The sequence below is a fragment of the Dongia sp. genome (genome assembly GCF_041905885.1).
GTDB lineage: Bacteria > Pseudomonadota > Alphaproteobacteria > Dongiales > Dongiaceae > Dongia.
In genome coordinates, this window is record NZ_JAYRKD010000009.1 from 42418 (window position 1) to 63359 (window position 20942).

At 67.0% G+C, this 20942-nt stretch carries 19 protein-coding genes and 1 riboswitch; of the genes, 14 read left to right on the plus strand and 5 right to left on the minus strand.

The window, feature by feature from the left end:
• Positions 1-75: 75 nt before the first annotated feature.
• The 5 genes from ACH2CY_RS11425 to ACH2CY_RS11445 all read left to right on the plus strand — a co-directional run bounded on the left by ACH2CY_RS11425 (position 76) and on the right by ACH2CY_RS11445 (position 4786).
• Complete coding sequence (locus tag ACH2CY_RS11425; RefSeq protein WP_395019101.1) at positions 76-1368, plus strand: ABC transporter substrate-binding protein; 1293 nt, start codon at positions 76-78, stop codon at positions 1366-1368.
• Positions 1369-1525: 157 nt separating this feature from the next.
• On the plus strand, positions 1526-2410 hold the full coding sequence (locus ACH2CY_RS11430) for a branched-chain amino acid ABC transporter permease (RefSeq protein ID WP_395019102.1): 885 nt from the start codon (positions 1526-1528) through the stop codon (positions 2408-2410).
• On the plus strand, positions 2407-3354 hold the full coding sequence (locus ACH2CY_RS11435) for a branched-chain amino acid ABC transporter permease (RefSeq protein WP_395019104.1): 948 nt from the start codon (positions 2407-2409) through the stop codon (positions 3352-3354). Before ACH2CY_RS11430 ends, ACH2CY_RS11435 begins: the two co-directional genes overlap by 4 nt.
• Positions 3351-4085, plus strand: a complete 735-nt coding sequence (locus ACH2CY_RS11440; RefSeq protein ID WP_395019106.1) for an ABC transporter ATP-binding protein — start codon at positions 3351-3353, stop codon at positions 4083-4085. The genes ACH2CY_RS11435 and ACH2CY_RS11440 overlap by 4 nt, the downstream gene beginning before the upstream one ends.
• Complete coding sequence (locus ACH2CY_RS11445; RefSeq protein WP_395019108.1) at positions 4085-4786, plus strand: ABC transporter ATP-binding protein; 702 nt, start codon at positions 4085-4087, stop codon at positions 4784-4786. The genes ACH2CY_RS11440 and ACH2CY_RS11445 overlap by 1 nt, the downstream gene beginning before the upstream one ends.
• Here the strand turns inward: ACH2CY_RS11445 and ACH2CY_RS11450 are convergent, their stop codons facing one another.
• Positions 4787-5623, minus strand: a complete 837-nt coding sequence (locus ACH2CY_RS11450) for a DeoR/GlpR family DNA-binding transcription regulator (RefSeq protein ID WP_395019109.1) — start codon at positions 5621-5623, stop codon at positions 4787-4789.
• Between the two features lie 214 nt (positions 5624-5837).
• Here ACH2CY_RS11450 and ACH2CY_RS11455 point away from each other — a divergent pair, with 214 nt between their 5' ends.
• From ACH2CY_RS11455 to ACH2CY_RS11480, 6 genes are all read left to right on the plus strand, one after another.
• Positions 5838-7343 carry a sugar ABC transporter ATP-binding protein gene (locus ACH2CY_RS11455; protein ID WP_395019110.1) on the plus strand — a complete coding sequence of 502 codons (1506 nt, stop codon included), beginning with the start codon at positions 5838-5840 and terminating at the stop codon, positions 7341-7343.
• 8 nt (positions 7344-7351) lie between these two features.
• On the plus strand, positions 7352-8356 hold the full coding sequence (locus ACH2CY_RS11460) for a ribose ABC transporter permease (protein ID WP_395019112.1): 1005 nt from the start codon (positions 7352-7354) through the stop codon (positions 8354-8356).
• 81 nt (positions 8357-8437) lie between these two features.
• On the plus strand, positions 8438-9373 hold the full coding sequence (locus ACH2CY_RS11465; protein WP_395019114.1) for an ABC transporter substrate-binding protein: 936 nt from the start codon (positions 8438-8440) through the stop codon (positions 9371-9373).
• Positions 9374-9435: 62 nt separating this feature from the next.
• A complete protein-coding gene (locus ACH2CY_RS11470) occupies positions 9436-10128 on the plus strand; it encodes an L-ribulose-5-phosphate 4-epimerase (protein WP_395019116.1) in 693 nt (230 codons plus the stop codon).
• The gene (locus tag ACH2CY_RS11475; protein ID WP_395019117.1) at positions 10128-11705 is read left to right on the plus strand and encodes a ribulokinase; all 1578 of its coding nucleotides are present in this window, start codon (positions 10128-10130) and stop codon (positions 11703-11705) included. The genes ACH2CY_RS11470 and ACH2CY_RS11475 overlap by 1 nt, the downstream gene beginning before the upstream one ends.
• A gap of 199 nt (positions 11706-11904) precedes the next feature.
• On the plus strand, positions 11905-12810 hold the full coding sequence (locus ACH2CY_RS11480; protein WP_395019119.1) for a DUF2189 domain-containing protein: 906 nt from the start codon (positions 11905-11907) through the stop codon (positions 12808-12810).
• A 40-nt stretch (positions 12811-12850) separates the two neighbouring features.
• Here ACH2CY_RS11480 and ACH2CY_RS11485 read toward each other — a convergent pair whose 3' ends face one another.
• From ACH2CY_RS11485 to ACH2CY_RS11500, 4 genes are all read right to left on the minus strand, one after another.
• The gene (locus tag ACH2CY_RS11485; RefSeq protein WP_395019121.1) at positions 12851-13948 is read right to left on the minus strand and encodes a branched-chain amino acid aminotransferase; all 1098 of its coding nucleotides are present in this window, start codon (positions 13946-13948) and stop codon (positions 12851-12853) included.
• A 99-nt stretch (positions 13949-14047) separates the two neighbouring features.
• A complete protein-coding gene (locus ACH2CY_RS11490) occupies positions 14048-15049 on the minus strand; it encodes a dipeptidase (protein WP_395019123.1) in 1002 nt (333 codons plus the stop codon).
• A gap of 10 nt (positions 15050-15059) precedes the next feature.
• Entirely contained in the window at positions 15060-15350 is a 291-nt protein-coding gene (locus tag ACH2CY_RS11495) for a Dabb family protein (RefSeq protein WP_395019124.1), read from the minus strand.
• 22 nt (positions 15351-15372) lie between these two features.
• Positions 15373-17424, minus strand: a complete 2052-nt coding sequence (locus tag ACH2CY_RS11500; protein WP_395019126.1) for a VWA domain-containing protein — start codon at positions 17422-17424, stop codon at positions 15373-15375.
• Positions 17425-17704: 280 nt separating this feature from the next.
• Between ACH2CY_RS11500 and ACH2CY_RS11505 the strand changes: the two genes are divergently transcribed.
• The 3 genes from ACH2CY_RS11505 (at position 17705) to ACH2CY_RS11515 (ending at position 20941) form a co-directional block, all read left to right on the plus strand.
• Positions 17705-18796, plus strand: coding sequence for a LuxR C-terminal-related transcriptional regulator (locus ACH2CY_RS11505; RefSeq protein WP_395019127.1), 1092 nt, complete (start codon positions 17705-17707; stop codon positions 18794-18796).
• Positions 18797-18835: 39 nt separating this feature from the next.
• A riboswitch (cobalamin riboswitch) is annotated at positions 18836-19059 on the plus strand.
• 97 nt (positions 19060-19156) lie between these two features.
• Positions 19157-20311 (plus strand): precorrin-3B synthase, encoded by a 1155-nt coding sequence (cobG, locus tag ACH2CY_RS11510; protein ID WP_395019129.1) that lies wholly within the window; start codon positions 19157-19159, stop codon positions 20309-20311.
• A complete protein-coding gene (locus ACH2CY_RS11515; RefSeq protein ID WP_395019131.1) occupies positions 20312-20941 on the plus strand; it encodes a precorrin-8X methylmutase in 630 nt (209 codons plus the stop codon).
• Position 20942 lies beyond the last annotated feature (1 nt).

The window sequence follows — 20942 nt, forward strand, 5'->3', positions numbered from 1 at the left end:
GTTGACCGGTGTTCGATTGTTCGTATACTAACAATCAACGGCACAACACAATATCGTCCCAGGGAGGCGAAACAAATGCGTGTCCGTTCTCAGAGCACGCCGCGCGGCCTGTCGCGGCGCCAGATTCTGGCTGCAACCGGCGCCGTGGCCGGCCTGCAGCTCGCCAAGCCTTTCATCATCACCGCTCGCGCCGCCGAGAACAGCCTGAAGATCGGCCTCCAGGCGCATCGCACCGGCATCGGCGCGGCCTATGGCCTCTGGTACGAACGCACCAGCACCGCCGCGGTCAAGGTGATCAACGCCATGGGTGGCATCGGCGGCCGTCCGGTCGAGCTCATCGTCGAGGACGATGCGACCGATGCCAAGCGCGGCACCGAGGTGATGGAGAAATTCGCCAACGAGCACAAGGTCGACTTCGTGTTCGGCCCGCTGTTCGGCAACGTGGTCGGCGCGGTCGCCGCGCGGGCCGGCGAGCTGAAGATGCCGCTCTTCGTGGTCAGCGAAGGGAGCGAGCTCGCGGCCGGCGACTTCAACCGCTACGTCTTCCAGACCGGCATCACCAACGTGCGCTCGCAGGTGACCGCGATCTCGCCCTGGGTGATCCAGAACGTCGGCAAGAAAGTCACGATGATCATCCCGGACTATATCTTCGGGTATAATCACCGCGACTTCTTCAGCGAGACCGCCAAGGCGCAGGGCGGCGAGGTCAACGCGGTGATCGCCATCCCGCCGACCGAGACCAGCTTCACCAAGTATTTCTCGCAGATCCCCGCCGGCACCGACGCGATCTATCACGTCATGGTCGGCCCAGGCGTCTTGACCTTCGTGCGCGAGCTCGGCGAGTTCTTCGGCGACAAAGGACCGAAGCTGTTCGGCTTCATCGACTCCCTGGAAGCCGTGGATATCGCAGCACCTGGCCTGGAATTCCTGGAAGGCTCGCATCTCTGGGAAGCCTTCCCGCGCTACCTCTCCGGCCTCGACACCGAGAACGCCAAGTTCTACCGCGCCTCCGTCGGCATCGACGACAACGGCGCCAGTGTCGACAATGCGAAGGAGATCAGCACCAACTCGCATATGTTCGGCTGCTGGGAGACTCTGTTCTCGATCAAGGAAGCGGTCGAGAAGAGCGGCTACGCCGGTCCCGCCGACAAGGCGAAGCTGGTCGAGGCGATCGAGGCCACGACCGGCTACGACGAAGGCAAGGGCCATCCGCAGGGCAAGAAGCAGTTCATCGGCAAGGCGCACCAGATGTTCGGTCCGCAATTCATCTCCGAGGTGAAGGGCGGCAAACTGAACGTGGTGCACACCACCTCGATCGAGGACGGCCTCTACGAGCCCAAGGCCGACTACACCAAGCAAGCGCTTTAGAGCCGACGCAGCCGGATAGAGTCATTGTGGTGCACCCCCACCCCAACCCTCCCCCGAAGACGGGGGAGGGAGATCTGATCGCATGCAAAGCCCTCCCCCGGCTTCGGGGGAGGGTTGGGAGGGGGTGCCGCAAACTCGATGCGGCAATGATGCACCCATGATCACCGGCTCTGCTCTGCTTCTCGCCCTGCTCGAAGGGTCGGTCGGTGCCGCCGTGCTGGCGCTGACCGCGCTCGGCCTCTCCCTGGTCTTCGGCGTGATGCGGGTCATCAACATCGCCCATGGCGAGTTCGTGATGCTGGGCGCGGTCGTCGCCTGGTGGTGCTCGGCCGACCTGCTCGGCGCGCATCCGCTGCTGGGATTCGCCGTGGCGCTGGCCGTGGCGCCGCGGATCGTGGGCGCCATCGCCATCGCCTCGGACTGGCTGGTGCTGCGGCGGATCAACTACGATCCCGAGCGCACCATCGTCGCCACCATGGGCCTGCTCTACATCATCCAGCAGGGCGTGCTCATGGTCTACGGCCCGGATGCGCGCCCGCTGGAGCCGCCGATCTATTTCCGCGTCCAATTTCCCTGGTTCGGCTATTCCGGCTACAAGCTGATCGTCGCCGGCCTGGCGCTGCTGCTGCTCGGCGCCACCTGGCTGCTGCTGTCGAAGAGCCGGATCGGCCTCTACATGCGCGCGACGCAGCTGGATTCCGAGACCGCCCAGGCCTTCGGCGTGCCGGTGAAACGGGTCTATGCGACCGTCTTCGCTTTGGGCGCGATGCTGGCCGCCCTCTCCGGCGTGCTGATCGCGCCGATCCGCGGCGCGCATTACCTGATGGGCGCCGACCCGCTGCTGCTCTCCTTCATCGTCGTCATCGTCGGAGGGCTCGGCAATCTGCGCGGCACCCTGCTGGCCGCCGCCTGCATCGGCATCGGCGAGGGCATGATCTCGGTGCTGTTCTCGCCGACGCTGTCGAAGATCATCGCCACCTTGCTGGTCGCCGCCGTGCTGGTCTGGAAGCCGGGCGGCCTGGCCCGGGGTGCCGCGACATGAGCGGCTCCGCGGCACGCCTCTATGGGCTGCATCTCGCCGTCATCGCGGCGCTGTTCGTCGTGCAATTCGCGCTGCCGGCCTATCACTACGGCAACGTCACCCGCATCATGCTCTATGCGGTCTTCGCCATCGGCTACAACATCCTGCTCGGCTATACCGGCCTCTTGAGCCTCGGCCATGCGCTGTTCTTCGCCGCCGGCGCCTATGGCGCGGGGTTGACGGCGCATTGGTGGGATTTCGGGCCGATCGCCGCCCTCGCTTCCGGGATCGGGGCCGCGCTGCTGGTCTCACTGCTGACCGGCGCCATCGTCTACCGCACCACCGGTGTCGCTTTCCTGATCGTGACCCTGATGCTGGCCCAGGCCGCCTTCCTCTCGACGCTCTACTTCAACACCATCACCTTGGGCGACCAGGGCATCGTGCTTTCGCTGCCGCCGGTCGAGATCTTCGGCGCGTCCCTCGGCCTCGCCGATCCGATGGTGAAATACAACGTCGCGCTGCTCGCCTTCGCCCTGGCATTGCTGCTCTCGCTCTGGCTGCTGCGCTCGCCCTTCGGCCGGGTGCTGATCGCGATCCGCGAGAATGAGGCCCGCACGCGGCTGCTCGGCTACAACACCGCGCTCTATCGCTTCACCGCGCTGGTCATCTCCGGCACACTCTCTGGGCTCGCGGGCGCGCTCTATTGCCTGCTGTTCGGCTATGTCGGCTCGTCCTTCGCGTCGCTGCAGTATTCGACCGAGCCGCTGCTCTGGACTTTGCTCGGCGGGGCGGGCGCCACCCTCGGTCCGTTGCTCGGCACCGGCATCATGTACTACCTGATCGAGATCGCCAGCCGCTTCACCTCGAGCTACATGATCATCGTCGGCCTGGCGCTGGTGGCGATCACCCTCTGGTTCCCAGCCGGCCTTGCCGGCTGGCTCCGCCGCTGGCGGCGCGCGCCATGAGCCTCTTGGAGACACGCAATCTCACGCGCCAGTATGGCGGCATTCGCGCCGTCAACGACGTTTCCTTCGTGCTGGAGCGCGGCGAGATCCGCGGTGTCATCGGCCCCAACGGCGCGGGCAAGACCACTTTGGTCGGCATGATCTGCGGCCGCGTGCTGCCGAGTGCCGGCACGGTCGCCTTCGACGGCACCGACATCACGCGGATGCAGCCCTGGGACCGGGTCGCCCGCGGCATCGTCTACACCTTCCAGATCACCAGCGTGTTCAAGCGGCTGAGCTGCCGCGACAACGTCGCGCTGGCGGCGCAGCGGCACCTGACCCGGACGCAAGGCCATCGCTTCGCTTTGCCGCCGGCGATGCTGAACGCTGCGGTCGATGAAGCGCTCGCCGCGGTCGACTTGACCGGTGAAGCCGAGCGCATCGCCGGTGAATTGCCCTATGGCCACCAGCGCCTGCTGGAGATCGCCATGGGCCTGGCGCTCAAGCCTTCGCTGCTGATCCTTGACGAGCCGACCCAAGGCCTGGCGCCGGGCGACATCGCGCCGTTTTGCGACCTGATCCGCAAGACCGCGCAGAGCACCACGATCCTCTTCATCGAGCACAACCTCAAGGTCGTGCTGGAGCTGGCCGACCGGGTCACCGTGATGGACCGCGGCGCGATCCTGGCCGAAGGCACGCCGGCCGAGATCGAGCAGCATCCTGCCGTGCAGCAGGCCTATCTGGGGGACTGATGCTGAAGCTGAAATCCATCACCGGCGCCTATGGTCCCGTGAGAGCGGTCAACGAAATCTCGCTCACCGTCGCCGCGGGCGAGATCCTCGGCCTGATGGGCCGCAACGGCGCCGGCAAGACCACGCTGCTCAAAACCATCATGGGCCTGGTGCCGAAGCGCTCCGGCTCGCTCTTGCTGGACGGCGCGGAGATCATCGGCCTGCCGGCGCATGCGATCCCGCGGCGCGGCATCGCCTATGTGCCGCAGGGCCGGCGCCTCTTCGCCGAGCTCACCGTGGCCGAGAACCTGCGCATGGGCCTGCTGGTGAAGGACGCGCCGCAAGCGCAAGCGGAACCGATCCTCGACCTCTTCCCGATCCTGCGCGAGCGGCTCAGCCAAGCCGCCGGTACCTTGAGCGGCGGCGAGCAGCAGATGCTGGCGGTGGCGCGCGCGCTCTGCGCCCAGCCGAAGGTGCTGCTGCTCGACGAGCCGAGCGAAGGCCTGATCCCGGCGGTCACCCACCGCATCCTCGACACTGTCGCGGCACTTCGAGAAAGCGGCGTGGCGATCCTCCTGGTCGAGCAGCAGGTGAAATCGGCGTTGCGGATCTGCGACCGAATCGCGCTGATCGAGAATGGCGTGATCCAGCACGAGGCGCCGGCGGCCGAGCTCGCCACGGACCCGATCCCGCTGGAGCGCTACATCGGCGTCCACCGCTAGTCAGTCGACCGGGAGAATCCGCACTTCGGTGCCGGCTTCGCGCACCGCCTCGACCGAGACCGGGTCCGGCGCACCCGCGGTCAGCACCATGTCGATGTCCTCGAAGCCGCAGACGCGGACCAGCGAGGTCTGCGAGAACTTGCTGGCATCGGTGACGATGACGCTGGTGCGTGAAGCGCGCAGGATCGCCTGTTTCAAGGCGACGTCGGAGAGGCTGAGGCCCACGATGCCATGCGACGGATCAATCCCGTTGCAGCCCAGGAAGCCGAAGGTGGCGCGGATCTGGTCCAGGATCAGCGTGCTGTTGGGTCCGACCAAAGAATGCTGCTGCGGCCGGAGCGTCCCGCCGGTCACCACCACCTCGATCCGCGGGATCGCCCGCTCCAAGGCCAGCGCGATGTTGAGCCCCGGCGTGAACACGGTGAGGTTGGTGAGGTCCTGCCGGTCGACGATCGCGTCGGCCACCGCCATCGCCGTGGTGCCGACGTCGAGGATCACACTGTCGCCGGGGGCGAGCATCGCCGCGGCCGCCATTCCGATGGCGCGTTTCTCGCGCTGGTGTGAGGAGACCCGCGCCTCGTAGACGACCTCCGGCACCGCCTCGACCACGCGCATGGCGCCGCCGCGCACCCGCCGGATGCCGCCGGCCCGCGCCAGGATGTCGATGTCGCTGCGCACGGTGACTTCGGAGACGCCGAGCTGGCGCGCCAGATCCTGGATCCGCGCGAATTCATGGTGCCGGACGAAATCCAGCAACTGCTGCCGCCGCGCTTCGGAACCGGAAGCTTCGCCGGCATTCGCAGCGGGAAAATCGGTCAGGGCAGCGGGGTCGCTCATCGCGGCGATCAAATCGAAAGTCGGGGGAGCGGTCAAGCCGGACCCGAGAGGCTTGAAATCGCTCAATTCCTCCAGTGCTTGACAAAGCGCTTTCGATACGGAAGTTTCTATTTCAAAAGTCGAATGCAAAATTCAAAAGTAAAGACCGGGCGGAGGAGCGGCGTTGTCAGGGACCCCAGGGTCAGTGGCTGCGGGTGAGGCACCCGAGTTGGAGATGCGCGGGATCGGCAAGACGTTCGGGGCGATCCGGGCGCTGACCGACGTCACCTGCACCTTCCATCGCGGCGAGATCCACGCGCTTATGGGCGAGAACGGCGCCGGCAAATCCACCCTGATGAAGATTCTCTCCGGCGCCTACCAGGCCGATCCCGGCGGCGAGATCCGCCTCAAAGGCAGGCCGGTGACGATCGACGGGCCGCTGGCCGGCCGGCGCCACGGTATCGCCGTCATCTACCAGGAGCTTTCGCTCGCCCCCAATCTCACGGTCGCAGAGAACGTCTTCCTCGGCGACGAGAAGAGCCGCATAGGCCTGATCGACCGCCGGGCGATGGAGGCCGCGGTGCGGCCCCTGCTCGAACGCCTGAACGCGCCGTTCAGCCCGGCGGCGCGGGTCGCGACCCTGTCGCTGGCCGAGCGCCAGCTGGTGGAGATCGCCCGGGCGCTGGCCGAACACCCGCGCATCCTGGTGATGGACGAGCCGACAACCGCGCTCTCCGCCCGCGAGGCCGAGCGCCTGTTCGCGATCATCCGGCAATTGAAGGCCGAAGGCATCGCCATCGTCTATATCAGCCACCGGATGAGCGAGGTCTATGAGCTCGCCGACCGCGTCTCGGTCTTGCGCGACGGCCTGCTGGTCGGGACCCTCGACAAGGGCGAGGTGAATGCCGCCGCCATCGTGCGCATGATGGTCGGCCGCGAGCTCTCCTCCTTCTACACCAAGAAACATGGCGGCGCCGCCGGCGATCGGCCGATCGTGCTGCAGGTCGAAGGGCTCAGCGACGGCCGCCTGATCAAGGATTGCAGCTTCACCTTGCGCGCCGGCGAAGTGGTCGGGCTCTCCGGCCTGGTTGGCTCCGGCCGCACCGAGCTCGCGCGTCTCATCTACGGCGCCGACCGCAAGACCGCCGGCCGCGTCCTGGTCGGCGGCCGGGAATGCCGGATCGGCGCGCCGCAGGACGCAGTCGATTCCGGAATCGTCTACCTCACCGAGGATCGCAAGGCCTTGGGCCTCTTCCTCGACATGACCATCCGCGAGAATATCGGCATGGGCGTGCTCGACCAGGATTCGCATCCCGGCGGCCTCTTGAATCTCCGCGCCGCCCGTGCCCGCGCGGCCAAGGCGATCCAGTCGCTCGGCATCCGCACCTTGAGCGCCGGCGTCACCGCCGGCTCGCTCTCCGGCGGCAACCAGCAGAAGGTGCTGCTGGCGCGGCTCCTGGAGACCAAGCCCAAGGTGCTGCTGCTCGACGAGCCGACCCGCGGTATCGATGTCGGCGCCAAGTCGCAGATCTACCAGATCATCGACGATCTCGCCCGCGCCGGTGCGGCGATCCTGGTCATCTCCAGCGAGCTGCCCGAGCTGGTCGGCATCTCCGACCGTGCGCTGGTCATGCGCGACGGCCGGATCGTCGGCGAGGTCAAGGGCTCGGCGGAACAGCCGATCACCCAGGAAGCCGTCATGGCGCTCGCCACCCTCACCGAAGACAGCAAGGCGGCTTAGAGACAAGCATGGTCGATCAGGCAACCCAATCCGCAGCCGAAGCCAGGCAGGGCGCCCAGGCCCGCAAGCAGAAGATGCGCACAATCCTGCAGGTCGCCGGGATGCTGCCGGTCTTGATCCTGCTCGCGGTGTTCTTCCAGCTCACCACCGACCGCTTCATGAGCTGGCAGAATCTCTCGATCGTGACCCAGCAGGCGGCGATCAACATCGTGCTCGCCGCCGGCATGACCTTCGTGATTCTCACCGCCGGAATCGATCTTTCGGTCGGCTCGATCCTCGCCGCCTCCGCCATGATCGCGATCATCGCCTCAAATATCCCGGAATGGGGCATGCTGGGGATTCCCGCGGCGCTCGGCATGGGCCTCGCCTTCGGGCTGGCCAACGGCATCCTGATCGCGGCGATGCGCCTGCCGCCCTTCATCGTGACCCTGGGCTCGCTGACCGCGGTGCGCGGCATCGCCCGGCTGATGGGCGCCGACACCACCGTGTTCAACCCGCAGCTCCCCTTCGCCTTCATCGGCAACGGCACTTTCCTCGGCGTGCCCTGGCTGGTGATCATTGCATTGGCCGTGGTGGTGATCTCCTGGATCGTGCTGCGGCGGACCGTGCTCGGCAACCGCATCTATGCGGTCGGCGGCAACCCGGACGCGGCGCGCCTCGCCGGCATCAAGGTCTGGCAGATCCTGCTCTTCGTCTACGCCGCCTCGGGCCTGCTCTCGGGGCTGGGCGGCGTCATGTCGGCAGCGCGGCTCTATGCCGCGAACGGCTTGCAGCTCGGGCAGTCTTACGAATTGGACGCGATCGCCGCGGTCATCCTCGGCGGCACCAGCTTCACCGGCGGTATCGGCTCGATCTGGGGCACGCTGATCGGCGCGCTGATCATCGCCATGCTGACCAACGGCCTGATCCTGCTCGGCATCTCCGACATCTGGCAATACATCATCAAGGGTTTGGTCATCATCGGCGCCGTCGCGCTCGACCGCTATCGCACGCGGGAAGGCGGACGCACGTGAAGGGGACCAAGACGGCCGGCGCGTGATAGGCGCCGGATCACTGCACGAAACCAACAAACATCGTCGCAACAAGGAGGAACCATGAAGCTCTCTCGTCTGGCACTCGGCCTGGTGCTCAGCACCGCGATCGCGGCGCCGGCCCTGGCCGCCGATCTCGGCAAGGTCGGCATCTCGGTCGGCTCGCTCGGCAACCCGTTCTTCGTCGCCACCATCAAGGGCATCGAGGACAAGGCCAAGGGCATCAACCCGAAGGTCGAAGTGACCTCGGTCTCGTCCGATTATGACCTCAACAAGCAGTTCACCCAGGTGGACAACTTCATTGCCGCGGGCACCAACGTGCTGATGATCAACGCGGTCGATCCGAAGGCGATCGAGCCGGCGGTGAAGAAGGCCCAGGCGGCCGGCATGATCGTCGCCGCCTTCGACGTCGCGGCGGCCGGCGCCGACGTGACCGTCATGACCGACAACGTCAAGGCCGGCACGCTCGCCTGCCAGTACATCGTCGATCACCTGCCGAACAAGAGCGGCGAAGTCCTGATCGTCAACGGGCCGCAGGTTTCTTCCGTCACCGATCGCGTCAAGGGCTGCAAGGAAGTCTTCGCCGCCAACCCGGGCATCAAGATCCTCTCCGACGACCAGGATGCCAAGGGCTCCCGCGACGGAGGCTTCGCCGTGGCGCAGAGCCTGTTGACCCGCTTCCCGAAGGTGGACGCGATCTTCGCGATCAACGACCCGACCGCGATCGGCGTCAACCTCGCGGCCAAGCAGCTCGGCCGCAAGGAGTTCATCATCACCGCGGTGGACGGCGCGCCGGACATCGAGGTCGAGCTCAAGGACCCGACCTCGCTGATCAAGGCCTCGTCCTCGCAGGATCCCTATGTGATGGCCGGCCAGTCGCTCGAGCTCGCGGCCGGTATCCTCAACGGCAAGAAGCCGGAGCAGAGCGTGATCCTGCTGGATCCCGTGCTGATCACCGCCGACAACATTGCGACCTACAAGGGCTGGACCTCGCACTAACCTCCCGTGCCGCGGGGCGCCGGCGACGGCGCCCCGCGGACTTTTTTCCAGAGATCACAAACATGCTGGATAAGCTGCGGCAGCAGGTCCTCGAGGCCAATCTCGATCTGGTGAAGAGCGGCCTGGTGCTGTCGACCTTCGGCAATGTCAGCGGCATCGATCGCGCCGCCGGCCTCGTCGCCATCAAGCCGAGCGGCGTGCGCTATGACAGCATGACGCCGGACGACATCGTCCTCACTGATCTCGAGGGCAAGGTCGTGTTCGGCAAGCTGAACCCGTCCTCCGACCTCGGCACGCATTTGCAGCTCTACCAGGCCTTCGGCTCGATCGGCGGCGTGGTGCATTCCCATTCCGAGTTCGCCACCACCTGGGCCCAGGCCGCGCGCCCGATCCCGGCTTTCGGCACCACCCATGCGGACTATTTCCACGGGCCTGTCCCGGTCACCCGCGCGCTCACCGACGGCGAGATCGGCGGCGACTATGTCGGCAATACCGGCGTGGTGATCGTCGAGGCCTTCGGCAACAAGGATCCCCTTGAAGTCCCGGCCGTGCTGGTCGCGGGGCACGGTCCCTTCACCTGGGGCCGCGATGCCGCCGATGCCGTGCACAATGCGGTGACGCTCGAATACGTCGCGCGCATGGCGCTGAACACCCTGGCGCTGCGGCCGGATGCGGCCGGCGTCTCCCAGGCTCTGCTCGACCGCCATTACTTCCGCAAGCACGGGGCCGGGGCAACCTACGGGCAGAAGAGCTGATGCGCGTCGTCGCCGGCATCGATTTCGGCACGCTCAGCGTCCGCGTGACCCTGTTCGACGAGACCGGCTGCCGCTTGGGCCACGCGGTCGCGGATTACCCGCTGCACCGGCGCGACAGCGATCCCGATTTCGCCACACAGTCGCACGACGACCACATGGCGGCGCTCACCCTCGCGCTGAAGACGGCGCTTAAGGACAGCGGCGTCGCCGGCGCGGACATCGTGGCGCTGGCGGCCGACACCACCGGCTCCAGCGTGCTGATGCTGGGCGAGGGGATGCAGCCGCTCGGCGACTACTATCTTTGGTGCGACCACCGCGCCAAAGCCGAAGCGGAGGAGATCACCGCGCTCGCCCATAAACAGGACCTGGAGGCGATCCACTGGTGCGGCGGGGTCTATTCCCACGAATGGGGCTTCGCCAAGCTGCTGCATTGGCTGCGCCACAACCCCAGCGACCGCGGCAAGCTGGTGACCGCGGTCGAGCATTGCGACATGGTCGCGGCCACGCTGACCGGCGTCACCGATGCCGCGCAGCTGAAGCGCAGCATCTGCGCCATGGGCCACAAATGGATGTGGAACCCACGCTGGCAGGGACTGCCGTCGCAGGCCTTCCTCTCGGCGGTAGATCGACTGCTCGACGGAATCCGCGCCAAGCTCGGCGGCGACTACCAGACCAGCGACAAGATCGCCGGCCGCCTTTCCGCGCATTGGGCGGAACGTCTCGGCATTCCCGCCGGCATTCCGGTCGCGGTCGGCGGCTTCGACGCGCATTGGGACGCGCTCGGCGCCGGCTGCCGCATCGGCGACGTGGTGAATGTGGTCGGCACCTCCACCTGCATCATCGCCATCGCCCGCGAAGCCGGCTTGATCCCGGGCCTGTGCGGCATCGTGCCCGGCAGCGTCGCGCCGGATCTGATCGGCATCGAGGCGGGGCTCTCGGCGACCGGCGACATCTTCGACGCCATCGCCCGCCGCGCACATGTCCCCCTGGAAGAGCTGAGCAAGAGCCTCGACCGCTACGGCCCGGGCGGGAAGGGGCTGCTGCGCCTTACCTGGGACAACGGCGACCGCACCGTGCTGGTGAAATCCGACCTCGGCGGTGTCACGCTCGGCTGGAACCTCATGCACAGGGCGCAGGACGAACTCTTCGCCGCGATCGAGGGCACCGCCTTCCACACCCGCCTCATCCTCGAGCGCATGGCCGAGAACGGCGTGCCGATCGCCCGCATCATCAACGGCGGCGGCATCCCGCAGAAGAACGCGGTATTGAACCAGGTCTATGCCGACGTCCTCGGCAAGCCGGTGCTGGTGCCGGACGGCATCCCCACCGGCTTCGGCGCCGGCATCTTCGCCGGCCTCGCCGCCGGCTTCTATCCCGACGTCGCGGCGGCGCAAGCCACGCTCTGCCTGCCGTTCAAGACCATCCAGCCCCGCCCCGAACGGCGCGCGGTCTACGACCGGCTCTACGGCATGTTCAAGCAGGCCTATTTCGCCTTCGGCAGCGGACAGCCGGCGCCGAATCTCGGCGAGATCCTGCCCTACTTGAAGAACCTCGCCGCTGGCCATTCCGGCGCCTGACGACGGCGCCGTTCCCGCCTTCACGCCGGCGCCACGGAGGCGTATGCTGCGAACTTAAGACTGGTCGCGGCCTAGCCCCGACCGTCGTCTGACTTGGGCGTTGCCTGCACGCCGCAGTCGGTTGTGCCCGCCGCCCATCGATGATGCGGCCCCTGCGAAGCCGATGACCTCCAGAGCCAATCCGTTCGGAGGAAGCATCATGGATGTGCAGACAATCAGAAATCCCGTCGAGTGCGTCATTGACGAGCTGCGCGAAGTGGCGACGGGCGTCGCGGGCGCCGGTCGGTCCATCGGGCACACGTCAACGCACCTCTTCTCCAGGCCGCTCGCCGTCAGCAAGATCGAGCTCAGCGACCTCAAGGAGGTGCTGGCCAGCGGCTTCGATGACTTCATGGCCTATCGCACCGACATCGTCTTCCTGCTCTTGATCTATCCGCTCGCTTCGCTGGCGATCGGCGCCGCCGCCTTGCACCATGAGTTCATCCCGATGCTGTTCCCGATCGTATCGGGCTCGGTCATCATGGGGCCGTTCGTCGGCGTAGTCCTCTATGAGCTGAGCCGCCGACGCGAGATCAACCTCACGCGTCACCACGTCGACAGTCACAGCTGGGCCAATGCCCTCAGCGTGACGCGACGGCGCAATTTCGGCGCGATCATGCTGCTCGGGCTCATGCTGGTGGCGATGTACCTGGTCTGGCTCGGCACCGCGTTCTGGATCTACCGCGTCACGCATGGGCCGCAGGCGATCGAATCCGTCGGCCGGTTCGTGGCCGACCTGTTCCTGACCCAGGCCGGCTGGTGGCTGATCGGGATCGGCCTTGCCGTCGGCTTCCTGTTCGCGGTGCTGGCCCTGATGATGACGGTCGTGTCCTTCCCGCTGCTGATCGACCGCGATGTCGGCCTCGGCACGGCGGTGCAGACGTCGTTCCGTGCCGTCCGGGCGAACCCGCTGCCGATCGCCGCCTGGGGCCTGGTGGTGGCGGGTGGCCTGGTCGTCGCCGCGATCCCGCTGCTGATCGGGCTGGCGATCGCGATGCCGGTCCTCTGCCACGCGAGCTGGCACCTCTATCGCAAGCTCGTACCGCGCCTGCCCGCGGCGCACTGATGACACCGGCCGGATCGCGAGAGAGCGGAGCGCAGGCCTATCAGAACAGCTTGTCGACCCAGCCGTAGGTGTCGTTGCTGCGGCCGGTCTGCAGGTCGAGCAGCGTCTTTTTGAGCTTCAGCGCCACCGGGCCGGCCTTGCCGTTGCCCATGGTGAAATCGTGGCGCCGGCCGCGGACCTTGGCGATCGGCGTGATCACCGCCGCGGTCCCGCAAGCAAAAGCCTCGCGGATCTTGCCGCTCTTGGCATCCGCCTGCCATTGATCGATGGCATAGGGTTCCTCGCGCACGGTCATGCCCTGGTCGCGCGCCAAGGTGATCAGGGAATCGCGGGTGACGCCGGGCAGGATCGTGCCGGTCAAGGGCGGGGTCTGCAACGACCCGTCCTCGAACACGAAGAAGATGTTCATCCCGCCCAGTTCCTCGATCCACTTCCGCTCCACGGCGTCGAGGAACACCACCTGGTCGCAGCCTTCGCGCAGGCTCTCGGCCTGCGCAGCGAGACTCGCGGCGTAATTGCCGCCGCATTTCGCCGCGCCCGTGCCGCCGGGTGCTGCGCGCGTATAGTTCTCGGAGACCCAGAGTGTCACGGTGGCCGTCGGACTCTTGAAATAGCCGGCGACCGGCGAAGCCACCACGCCATAGAGGTAGCCCGCCGACGGCTTCGTCCCCAGCGCGATCTCGGTGCCCAGCATGTAGGGCCGGAGATAGAGCGAGGCACCCTCCGCCGACGGGATCCAGTCGCGGTCGATCCGCGCCAGCTCGCGGACGGATTCGACGAACAGCTCCTCCGGCAGCGGCGCCATCGCCAGCCGCACCGCGGAATTGTGGAAGCGGCGGGCATTCATCTGGGGCCGGAACAGCGCACCGCCGCCATCGGGCTGGCGATAGGCCTTCAGGCCCTCGAAGATTTCCTGGGCATAATGGAAGACCATGGTCGCGGGGTCGAATTGCAGATCGCCGCGCGGGCCGATCTTGGCATCGTGCCAGCCGCGCTCCTCGGAATGCCGGATCGTGACCATGTGATCGGTAAAATTCCGGCCCCAGCCGGGGTTGGCGAGGATCGCCTCGCGGTCCTTGGCCGAAACGGGATGAGAGGTCTTCTCGACCGCGAAGGTCGTCGATCCACCGGAATCCATGGCTCTTCCTCAGGTCAATGCCGGATGCGCCGGCAAGATCGGCAATCTTACGGCGACGCCGTGCGGATGGCCACAGCTTCGCGGAACGCTGCCGACCCGCTAGTTTCGCCGGTTTTCCGCCGCGCGCATCACCCGCAGGAAGTTCCCGCCCAGCACCTTGGCGACGTCGTCCCTCTTATAACCATGATCGAGCATCAGGCCGACCAGCTCCGCGACCTGCTCGGGCTGGGCATGGGCGGGGTAGGGCTGTTCCTCATCGCCGGCCTGCGGCCAGAGATCGCGGTCGCGCTGGATCCAGTCCCAGATCGCCTGCACGTCGCGCACATAGTCGAGGCCGATCCCGGCATGGTCGATGCCGGCGAGGTTCACGATATGCTCGAGATGCCGGAACATCGTTTCGCTCTTGGCATGGATATCGCCGAGGAACTCGTTGACCCCGTTGATGCCGATCAGCCCGCCGGAGCGCGCGCAGGCCTTGATCTGGTCGTCCTTGATGTTGCGGTAATGCGGCACCACGGCATCGCAGTTGGAATGCGAGAAGATGAACGGCCGCTCGCAGACCTCCATCGCGTCCATCGTGGTGCGGTAGCCGGTATGCGAGCCATCGACCAGCATGCCGACCCGGTTCATTTCCTTGACCAGGTTGATGCCGTATTTGCTGAGGCCTGCATCGGTGCGCTCGACGCAGCCGTCGCCGACCAGGTTCTTCAGGTTATAGGCGAGCAAGGCGTGCCGCACGCCGAGATCGTAGTAGCTCTGCACCAGCTCGATGTCGCCGTCGAAGGGCTCGGTGCCCTGGAAATGGAAGCCCAAAGCCAGCCGGCCTTGCCGCTTTGCTGCCAGGATCTCGTCCGCGCTCGCGGCGAAGACGAGGCCGGGCCGCGAAGCGATATGCGCCTTCACCTTGGCGATATGGCGCATCGTCTCCGCGAGAGAGTTCTTCGGCATGCTGACGGTCAGCGAGACGAAATCGAATCCGGCCGAGTGGAACTTCGGCAGGGTGACGTCCTGGTCGATCATATAGGGCTCGAACCAGGGTAGGGTCATGTCGCAGACCACAGCCGCGTCGAGGACCGCGGCGACTTCTTCCGCACGCGCCATCGGATGACCCCTAGAGCCGCGTGTAGTCGATCTCCAGGAAGTCGGTCACTTCCTTCTTCCAGCGGTCGCGCACGAAGGCGACGTGGTCGGGATGCTGGTCGTAAGTGTCGTAGCCGGCCTGGTCGTCGAACTCCATCGAGAAGCCGAACTGGTAGTCGTTCTTGCGGCTCACCTGTTTCAGCTGCTCGAACTTCCGCACCGTCGGGATCTTGGCGAGGATCATCGCGTCGGCCAGGAACTTCTTCTCCTCCGCCGAGCCCTGGGCATGCTTCAAGCTGAAGACGACGGTGTGCCGGATCATTGGTGATTCCCCTGGGATCTTGTTACTTCAACCGGAACTCATAGGCAGCGATATAGCCACCGCCCCAGTCGCTCTTCAAGATCACCTTCAGGTATTTCGCCGTCACCGGGGCGAAGGTGAACCTCTGATAGGGCGACTGCATCAGCTTGATGTTCTGGGTGGTGAAGGTGCCGATCGAGCGGAAGCTGCCGGCCGGTCCCTCGTCGCCGACCTGAAGCTCGAACTCCTTCACGTTGTAGGGGATCTGCTCCGGGATCAGCATCTCGAAGTTGCTGAAGGTCGCTGGCGCGCCATCCTTGAACTGCCAGACGCCCTCGCCGTCATAGGTGACGACGCGCTCCTCGCTGCCGTCGGTGAGCTTGGCCCATTCGTCATTCGGCGCCGCCAGGATCGTGCCGCCGTTGGCCGGCGCCAGCAGATCGACGCCGCTCGCGCCGGCACTCGCCGCCTGGGTCTCGCCGCCGGCATCGGCCGGCGCGGCACCGCCCGGCACGGCGACCTGCTGGCCGGGCATCTGTCCGACCAGCGGGGCGGCCGCAGGCGCCATCGCGCCGTAGAGCCGCAGGTCATAGGCCGCGATATAGCCGCCCCCCCAATCGGACCTGAAGGCCACTTTCAGATACTTCGCGGTGACCGGCGCGAAGGTGAAGGCCTGGTAGGGCGCCTGCATGAACTTGATGTTCTCGGTCGTGAAGCTGCCGATCGGGCGGAAGCTGCCCGCGGGTCCTTCGTCGCCGGCCGAGAGCTCGAACTCCTTCACGTTGTAGGGGAGGGTCTCGGCGATCAGCATCTCGAAACGGTCGAAGGTCGCCGCACCGCCGTCCTTGAAGCCGAACACGCCCTCGCCGTCATAGGTAACCGCGCGATCGGGGCTGCCGTCGTTCAGCTTCGCCCATTCGTCGTTCGGCGCGGAGAGCAGGGCGCCGCCATTCTGCGGCGAAAGCAGGTCGATGCCCTGCGCAGGAGCAGGTTGCGGCGCCGGCGCGGCGCTCTCGTCTACTTTGCCATGGGCGCGTAGTTCATAGGCCGCGATATAGCCGCCGCCCCAATCGGTGTTGAACGCGATCTTGAGGAAGCGGCCGGTCACCGGCGGGAAGCTGAAGCGCTGATAGGGATCCTGCATCAGCTTGATGTTCTGCGTGGTGAAGGTGCCGACCGAGGTAAAGGCGCCGGTCGGGCTCTCGTCGCCGACGAAGACCTCGAAATCCTTCACGTTGTATCCGCTCTTTTCCGGGATCAGCAGGTCCACGCCGGTGATGGTGGCCGGTTTGCCGTCCTTGAAGCCCCAGACGCCGATCCCGGCATAGGTGACGGCGCGTTCGTCGTCCTTGCCGTCGTTCAGCTTCTGCCATTCGTCGTTGTTGGCGGCGATCAGCTGGCCGCCGTTCCTCTGCGCCAGGATGTCGTCGTCCGGCGCTTTGGGCTTGGCGGCGGCCTTGGCGACGGTGGCGAGCGCCGTGGTCAGCGCGGCGGCGTTCTTCGCGTCATAGTAAGTACCGCCGGTCTCGGTCGCGACGCATTCGATCAGCTTGCGCTGCTCCGGCTTCAAAGTAAATCCGACCACATTGACCTTGAGATCCAGTCCCGCCGCCTTGATCGCCGACGCGGCGGCGCAAGGATCGCCTTTGCATTCCTCGATCCCGTCGGTCACCAGGATGATGGCGTTCTCCTGGCCCTTGAAGGCGAGGAAGGATTTCGCCGCCATCTCCAGCGAGGCCGCGATCGGCGTCTCGCCCTTCGGCGTCAGTTCCTGGATCCGCCCGGCGATGCTGCCGGCATCCTCGGCGCCGATCGGCGCGACCAGTTCCATGTCCTTGCAGTCCTTGGCCTTGCGATGGCCATAGGCGAGCAGGCCGAGCCGCACTTCCGGCGGCATCGTGGCCAGGGTCTCGGCCAGCACGCGCTTGGCCGCGGTCATGCGGGACTCACCTTCGACCGCCTTCTTCATCGAGCCGGAGGCATCGACGATCAGCATTACGTTCCGGGTCGTGCCGTCATCTTCGGCGCGTGCGGGGAAACTGCCGAGCAAAAGCACCAGCGCCAGAACCGCCAGCGACCTGAAGCCAGTTTTCATTGTCCCGCTCACCCGTTGACGCGCCCCCGACTGCGCGGCGCGACTATAACATGGCGTGGCGCATTGTCTGGCCTCGAACCGGATAACCGCTTCGCGCCCAATCTCCGATTCCGATCCTTGTGACGATCGCAAGAAGATGAAACCGAAGCACACCTGGGTGCGATGGTTAACGCGACCAAAAGTGTCGCCGTGATCCCGCAATTAGGGCACGATGGCGGGGTCGGGGCGCGGTCCCCCCTATGGCAGGGTGCGGCCGCAGGTTGATTACCAGAGGCGCAAGATGCGCACGATGCTTTCGTTGGATGGCATCCGGGCGAGCGTCGACGACCTGGTCTCTGCGGCGATTCTCGCGGATGGCTGGGAAGAAGCGCTGGTGCATTTCGCTATGGCGGCGGGTGCACGCGACGCCGTGCTGATGCGGAATGAAGCGCGCAAGATGGTCACGGCGATCGTGACCCCGGAATGCGCGCGCGCGGTCGCGGATTTCGCCGCCGGCCGCACGCCACCGAACTCGCGCTATCAGCGGATCGGTACGCATTATGTCGGCTTCCGCATCGATCAGGACGACTATTCCGCCGAAGAGCTGGCGCGCGACCCGTTCTACCAGGAGTTCCTGCGTCCGAACGGCGTGTTCTGGCATGCCAACACGGTGCTGGCGCCCGGGCCGGACGAATATATCGAGCTGAGCCTGAAGCGCCGCGTCGAGCATGGGCCTTTCCAGCCGGCGGAGCGCGCGATGCTCGACAGCGTGCTGCCGGAGCTCCATGCCGTTGCCCGCATCGCCAAGGGCGTGCTCGACGCCGAGGCGCGTGGCATGGCCGGGATGCTCGGCCGGCGCGGCGGCGCGATCGTCGAGCTGGATTCCTGGGGGCGCGTGCTGCCCGGCCAATCGGCCGGCGAGGTCGATCCGGCCTCGCCGCTGCGCATCCTGCGCCGTCGGCTGGTGGCGGGAGATCGGGTGTCGCAGCTCGCGGTCGACCGCGCGGTGGCCAGTGCGGTCTCCCGGCCCGGACGGCTGGGGGTCGCGGCGCTGACCAATATCGAGGGCCGGCGCTACCTGCTGCAGGTCCATCCGGTGCCGGGCCGGGCGCGCGATGTCTTCGCCTCGGCCACGGCCTTGGCGCTGCTGGTCGAGCGCGACCGCGATCCGGCGGCACTGCGGCCCGATCTCACCTGGATCCGCAATGCCTATGGTCTCACCGAGCGGGAGGCGCATGTCGCGGCCTTGCTGGCCGAAGGCCTCGACATCGAGGCGATCGCCGCGCGGCTGAAGATCCAGCCCAGCACCGCCCGCAGCTATCTGAAGGACGCCCTGCAGAAGACCGGCGCCACACGCCAGGCCGAGCTCGTCGCGCTGCTCGCCCACGTTTGAGCTGCGGCGCTGCCAGCGCTTGACAAGGTGACCGGCCGAGCCTCAGTTACGGGCGCTGGTTCCTGTCCCGATCGATTGAAAGGGGCAGGTGAAAAGGGAATGCGACAGGCGCCGCTTCGGCGCCGAAGCGCAGCCGCCCCCGCGACCGTGACCGGAGAGGTCCGCCACTGCCACTGGCCGTTCGGCCGGGAAGGCGGCGGGACCGACGAGCCAAGGCTCGAAATCCGCAAGCCGGGAGACCTGCCAGCGCATGATGTCACGGGCGAACGGGGTTTTTCGCGGCCGGCTTAGGACGATGCCTTGCGCATCCCCGGCCGCCCCCTTCCGCCGAACAAGAAAGGCGTCTCGACCGGAAGGGCGATGAACGATCCGCGGATATATGGTTGGTGTCCCGGCGCGCTGCGGCCCATGCAATCCGGCGACGGCTTGGTCGTGCGGCTGCGCCCGCCGCTCGGGCGCCTGACCGGCGAGCAGGCGCGGCGGATCGCGTCCCTCGCCGCCGCGCATGGCAACGGCCAGATCGATCTCTCGTCCCGCGCCAACCTGCAGCTCCGCGGCGTCACGCCGGAGACCCATCGCCCCTTGGTCGAAGCGCTGCAGGCGCTCGACTTGGTCGATCTCTCGGTGGAAGCGGAGGCGCGGCGCAACCTCGTGGTGACGCCGTTCTGGGAAGCGGATGACGACAGCGCCGCGATCACCCGGGCTTTGACGACGCGCTTTGCGGCCGATGATGCGCCGACTCTCCCCGGCAAGTTCGGTTTCGCGGTCGATTGCGGGCCGCGCCCGCTGCTGGCCGGCACCTCCGCGGATATTCGCATCGAGCGCGGCCGCGAGGGCCTGATCTGCCGCGCCGACTCAATCACCTCCGGTTGCCCCGTCACCCGCGACACGGCCGCCGAGACCGCTTTGGCCTTTGCGCGCTGGTTCCTGGACAGCGGCGGCGTGCAGGAGCAGCGCGGCCGCATGGCCCGTCATCTCTCGGCCGGGGCCGCGCTGCCCGCGGCGTGGCGGCAAGACCCGGCGGCCGAACCGGCGCCGCGTCCCGGACCCGGGCTCTGCGCGCAGGGCGCGCTGGTGGCAATCGAGTTCGGGCGGATCGACGCGGAGACGCTCGCCGCCCTGGCCGCGATCGGGCCGCTGCGGCTGACGCCCTGGCGGATGCTGCTGATCGAAGGCGCCGCTGCGCTTCCCGATCTCCCCGGCCTGATCCGCGACGCCGGCGACCCGCGCCTCCTGCTGGAGGCTTGCACCGGTGCGCCGACCTGCCTGCAGGGCCTCGCCGAGACCCGGCCGCTGGCCCGGGCGCTGGCGCCGTTCCTGCCGGAAGGGGCGCGCCTGCATGTCTCCGGCTGCGCCAAGGGCTGCGCCTGTTCCGGCGCTGTCGACCTGACACTTGTCGCAACCGGTCCAGATCGGTTCGACCTGATCCGCTACGGTCGCCCCGGCGATCCCCCCGAACGCCGGGACCTGACACCGGACGACCTCCTGAAGCTGCCTGGAATCCTGCGAGCCTGAATGCCCTACGCCTACGAAAAAGACGGAGCGAAGATCTACGCCCAGAGCTTCGCCACCATCCGCGCCGAAGCCGACCTCGCACGCTTCTCGAAGGACGAGGAGCCCGTGGTGGTGCGGATGATCCACGCCGCCGGGCTGGTGGGGCTGGAGCGCGATGTCGCGTTCACGCCCGGCATGGCGGCGACGGCCCGGGCGGCGCTCGCCGCCGGCGCGCCGATCCTCTGCGACGCGCGGATGATCTCGGAAGGCATCACCCGCGCGCGGCTGCCTTCCGACAACGCGGTGATCTGCACCTTGCAGGACCCGCGCGTGCCGGACCTCGCACGCGACATGGGCAACACGCGCTCGGCGGCGGCGCTGGAACTCTGGCGCCCGCATCTCCAGGGCGCGCTGGTCGCGATCGGCAACGCGCCGACCGCGCTGTTTCATCTCTTGAACATGCTGGAAGACCCGGCTTGCCCGCGGCCGGCGGCGATCATCGGCTGCCCCGTCGGATTCGTCGGCGCGGCGGAGTCGAAAGCGGCGCTGATGTCCGCAAACGTCGTGCCGGCGCTGGTGGTGCAGGGGCGGCTGGGCGGCTCGGCGATCACCGTCGCCGCCGTCAACGCCCTCGCCAGCTGGAAGGAATAGA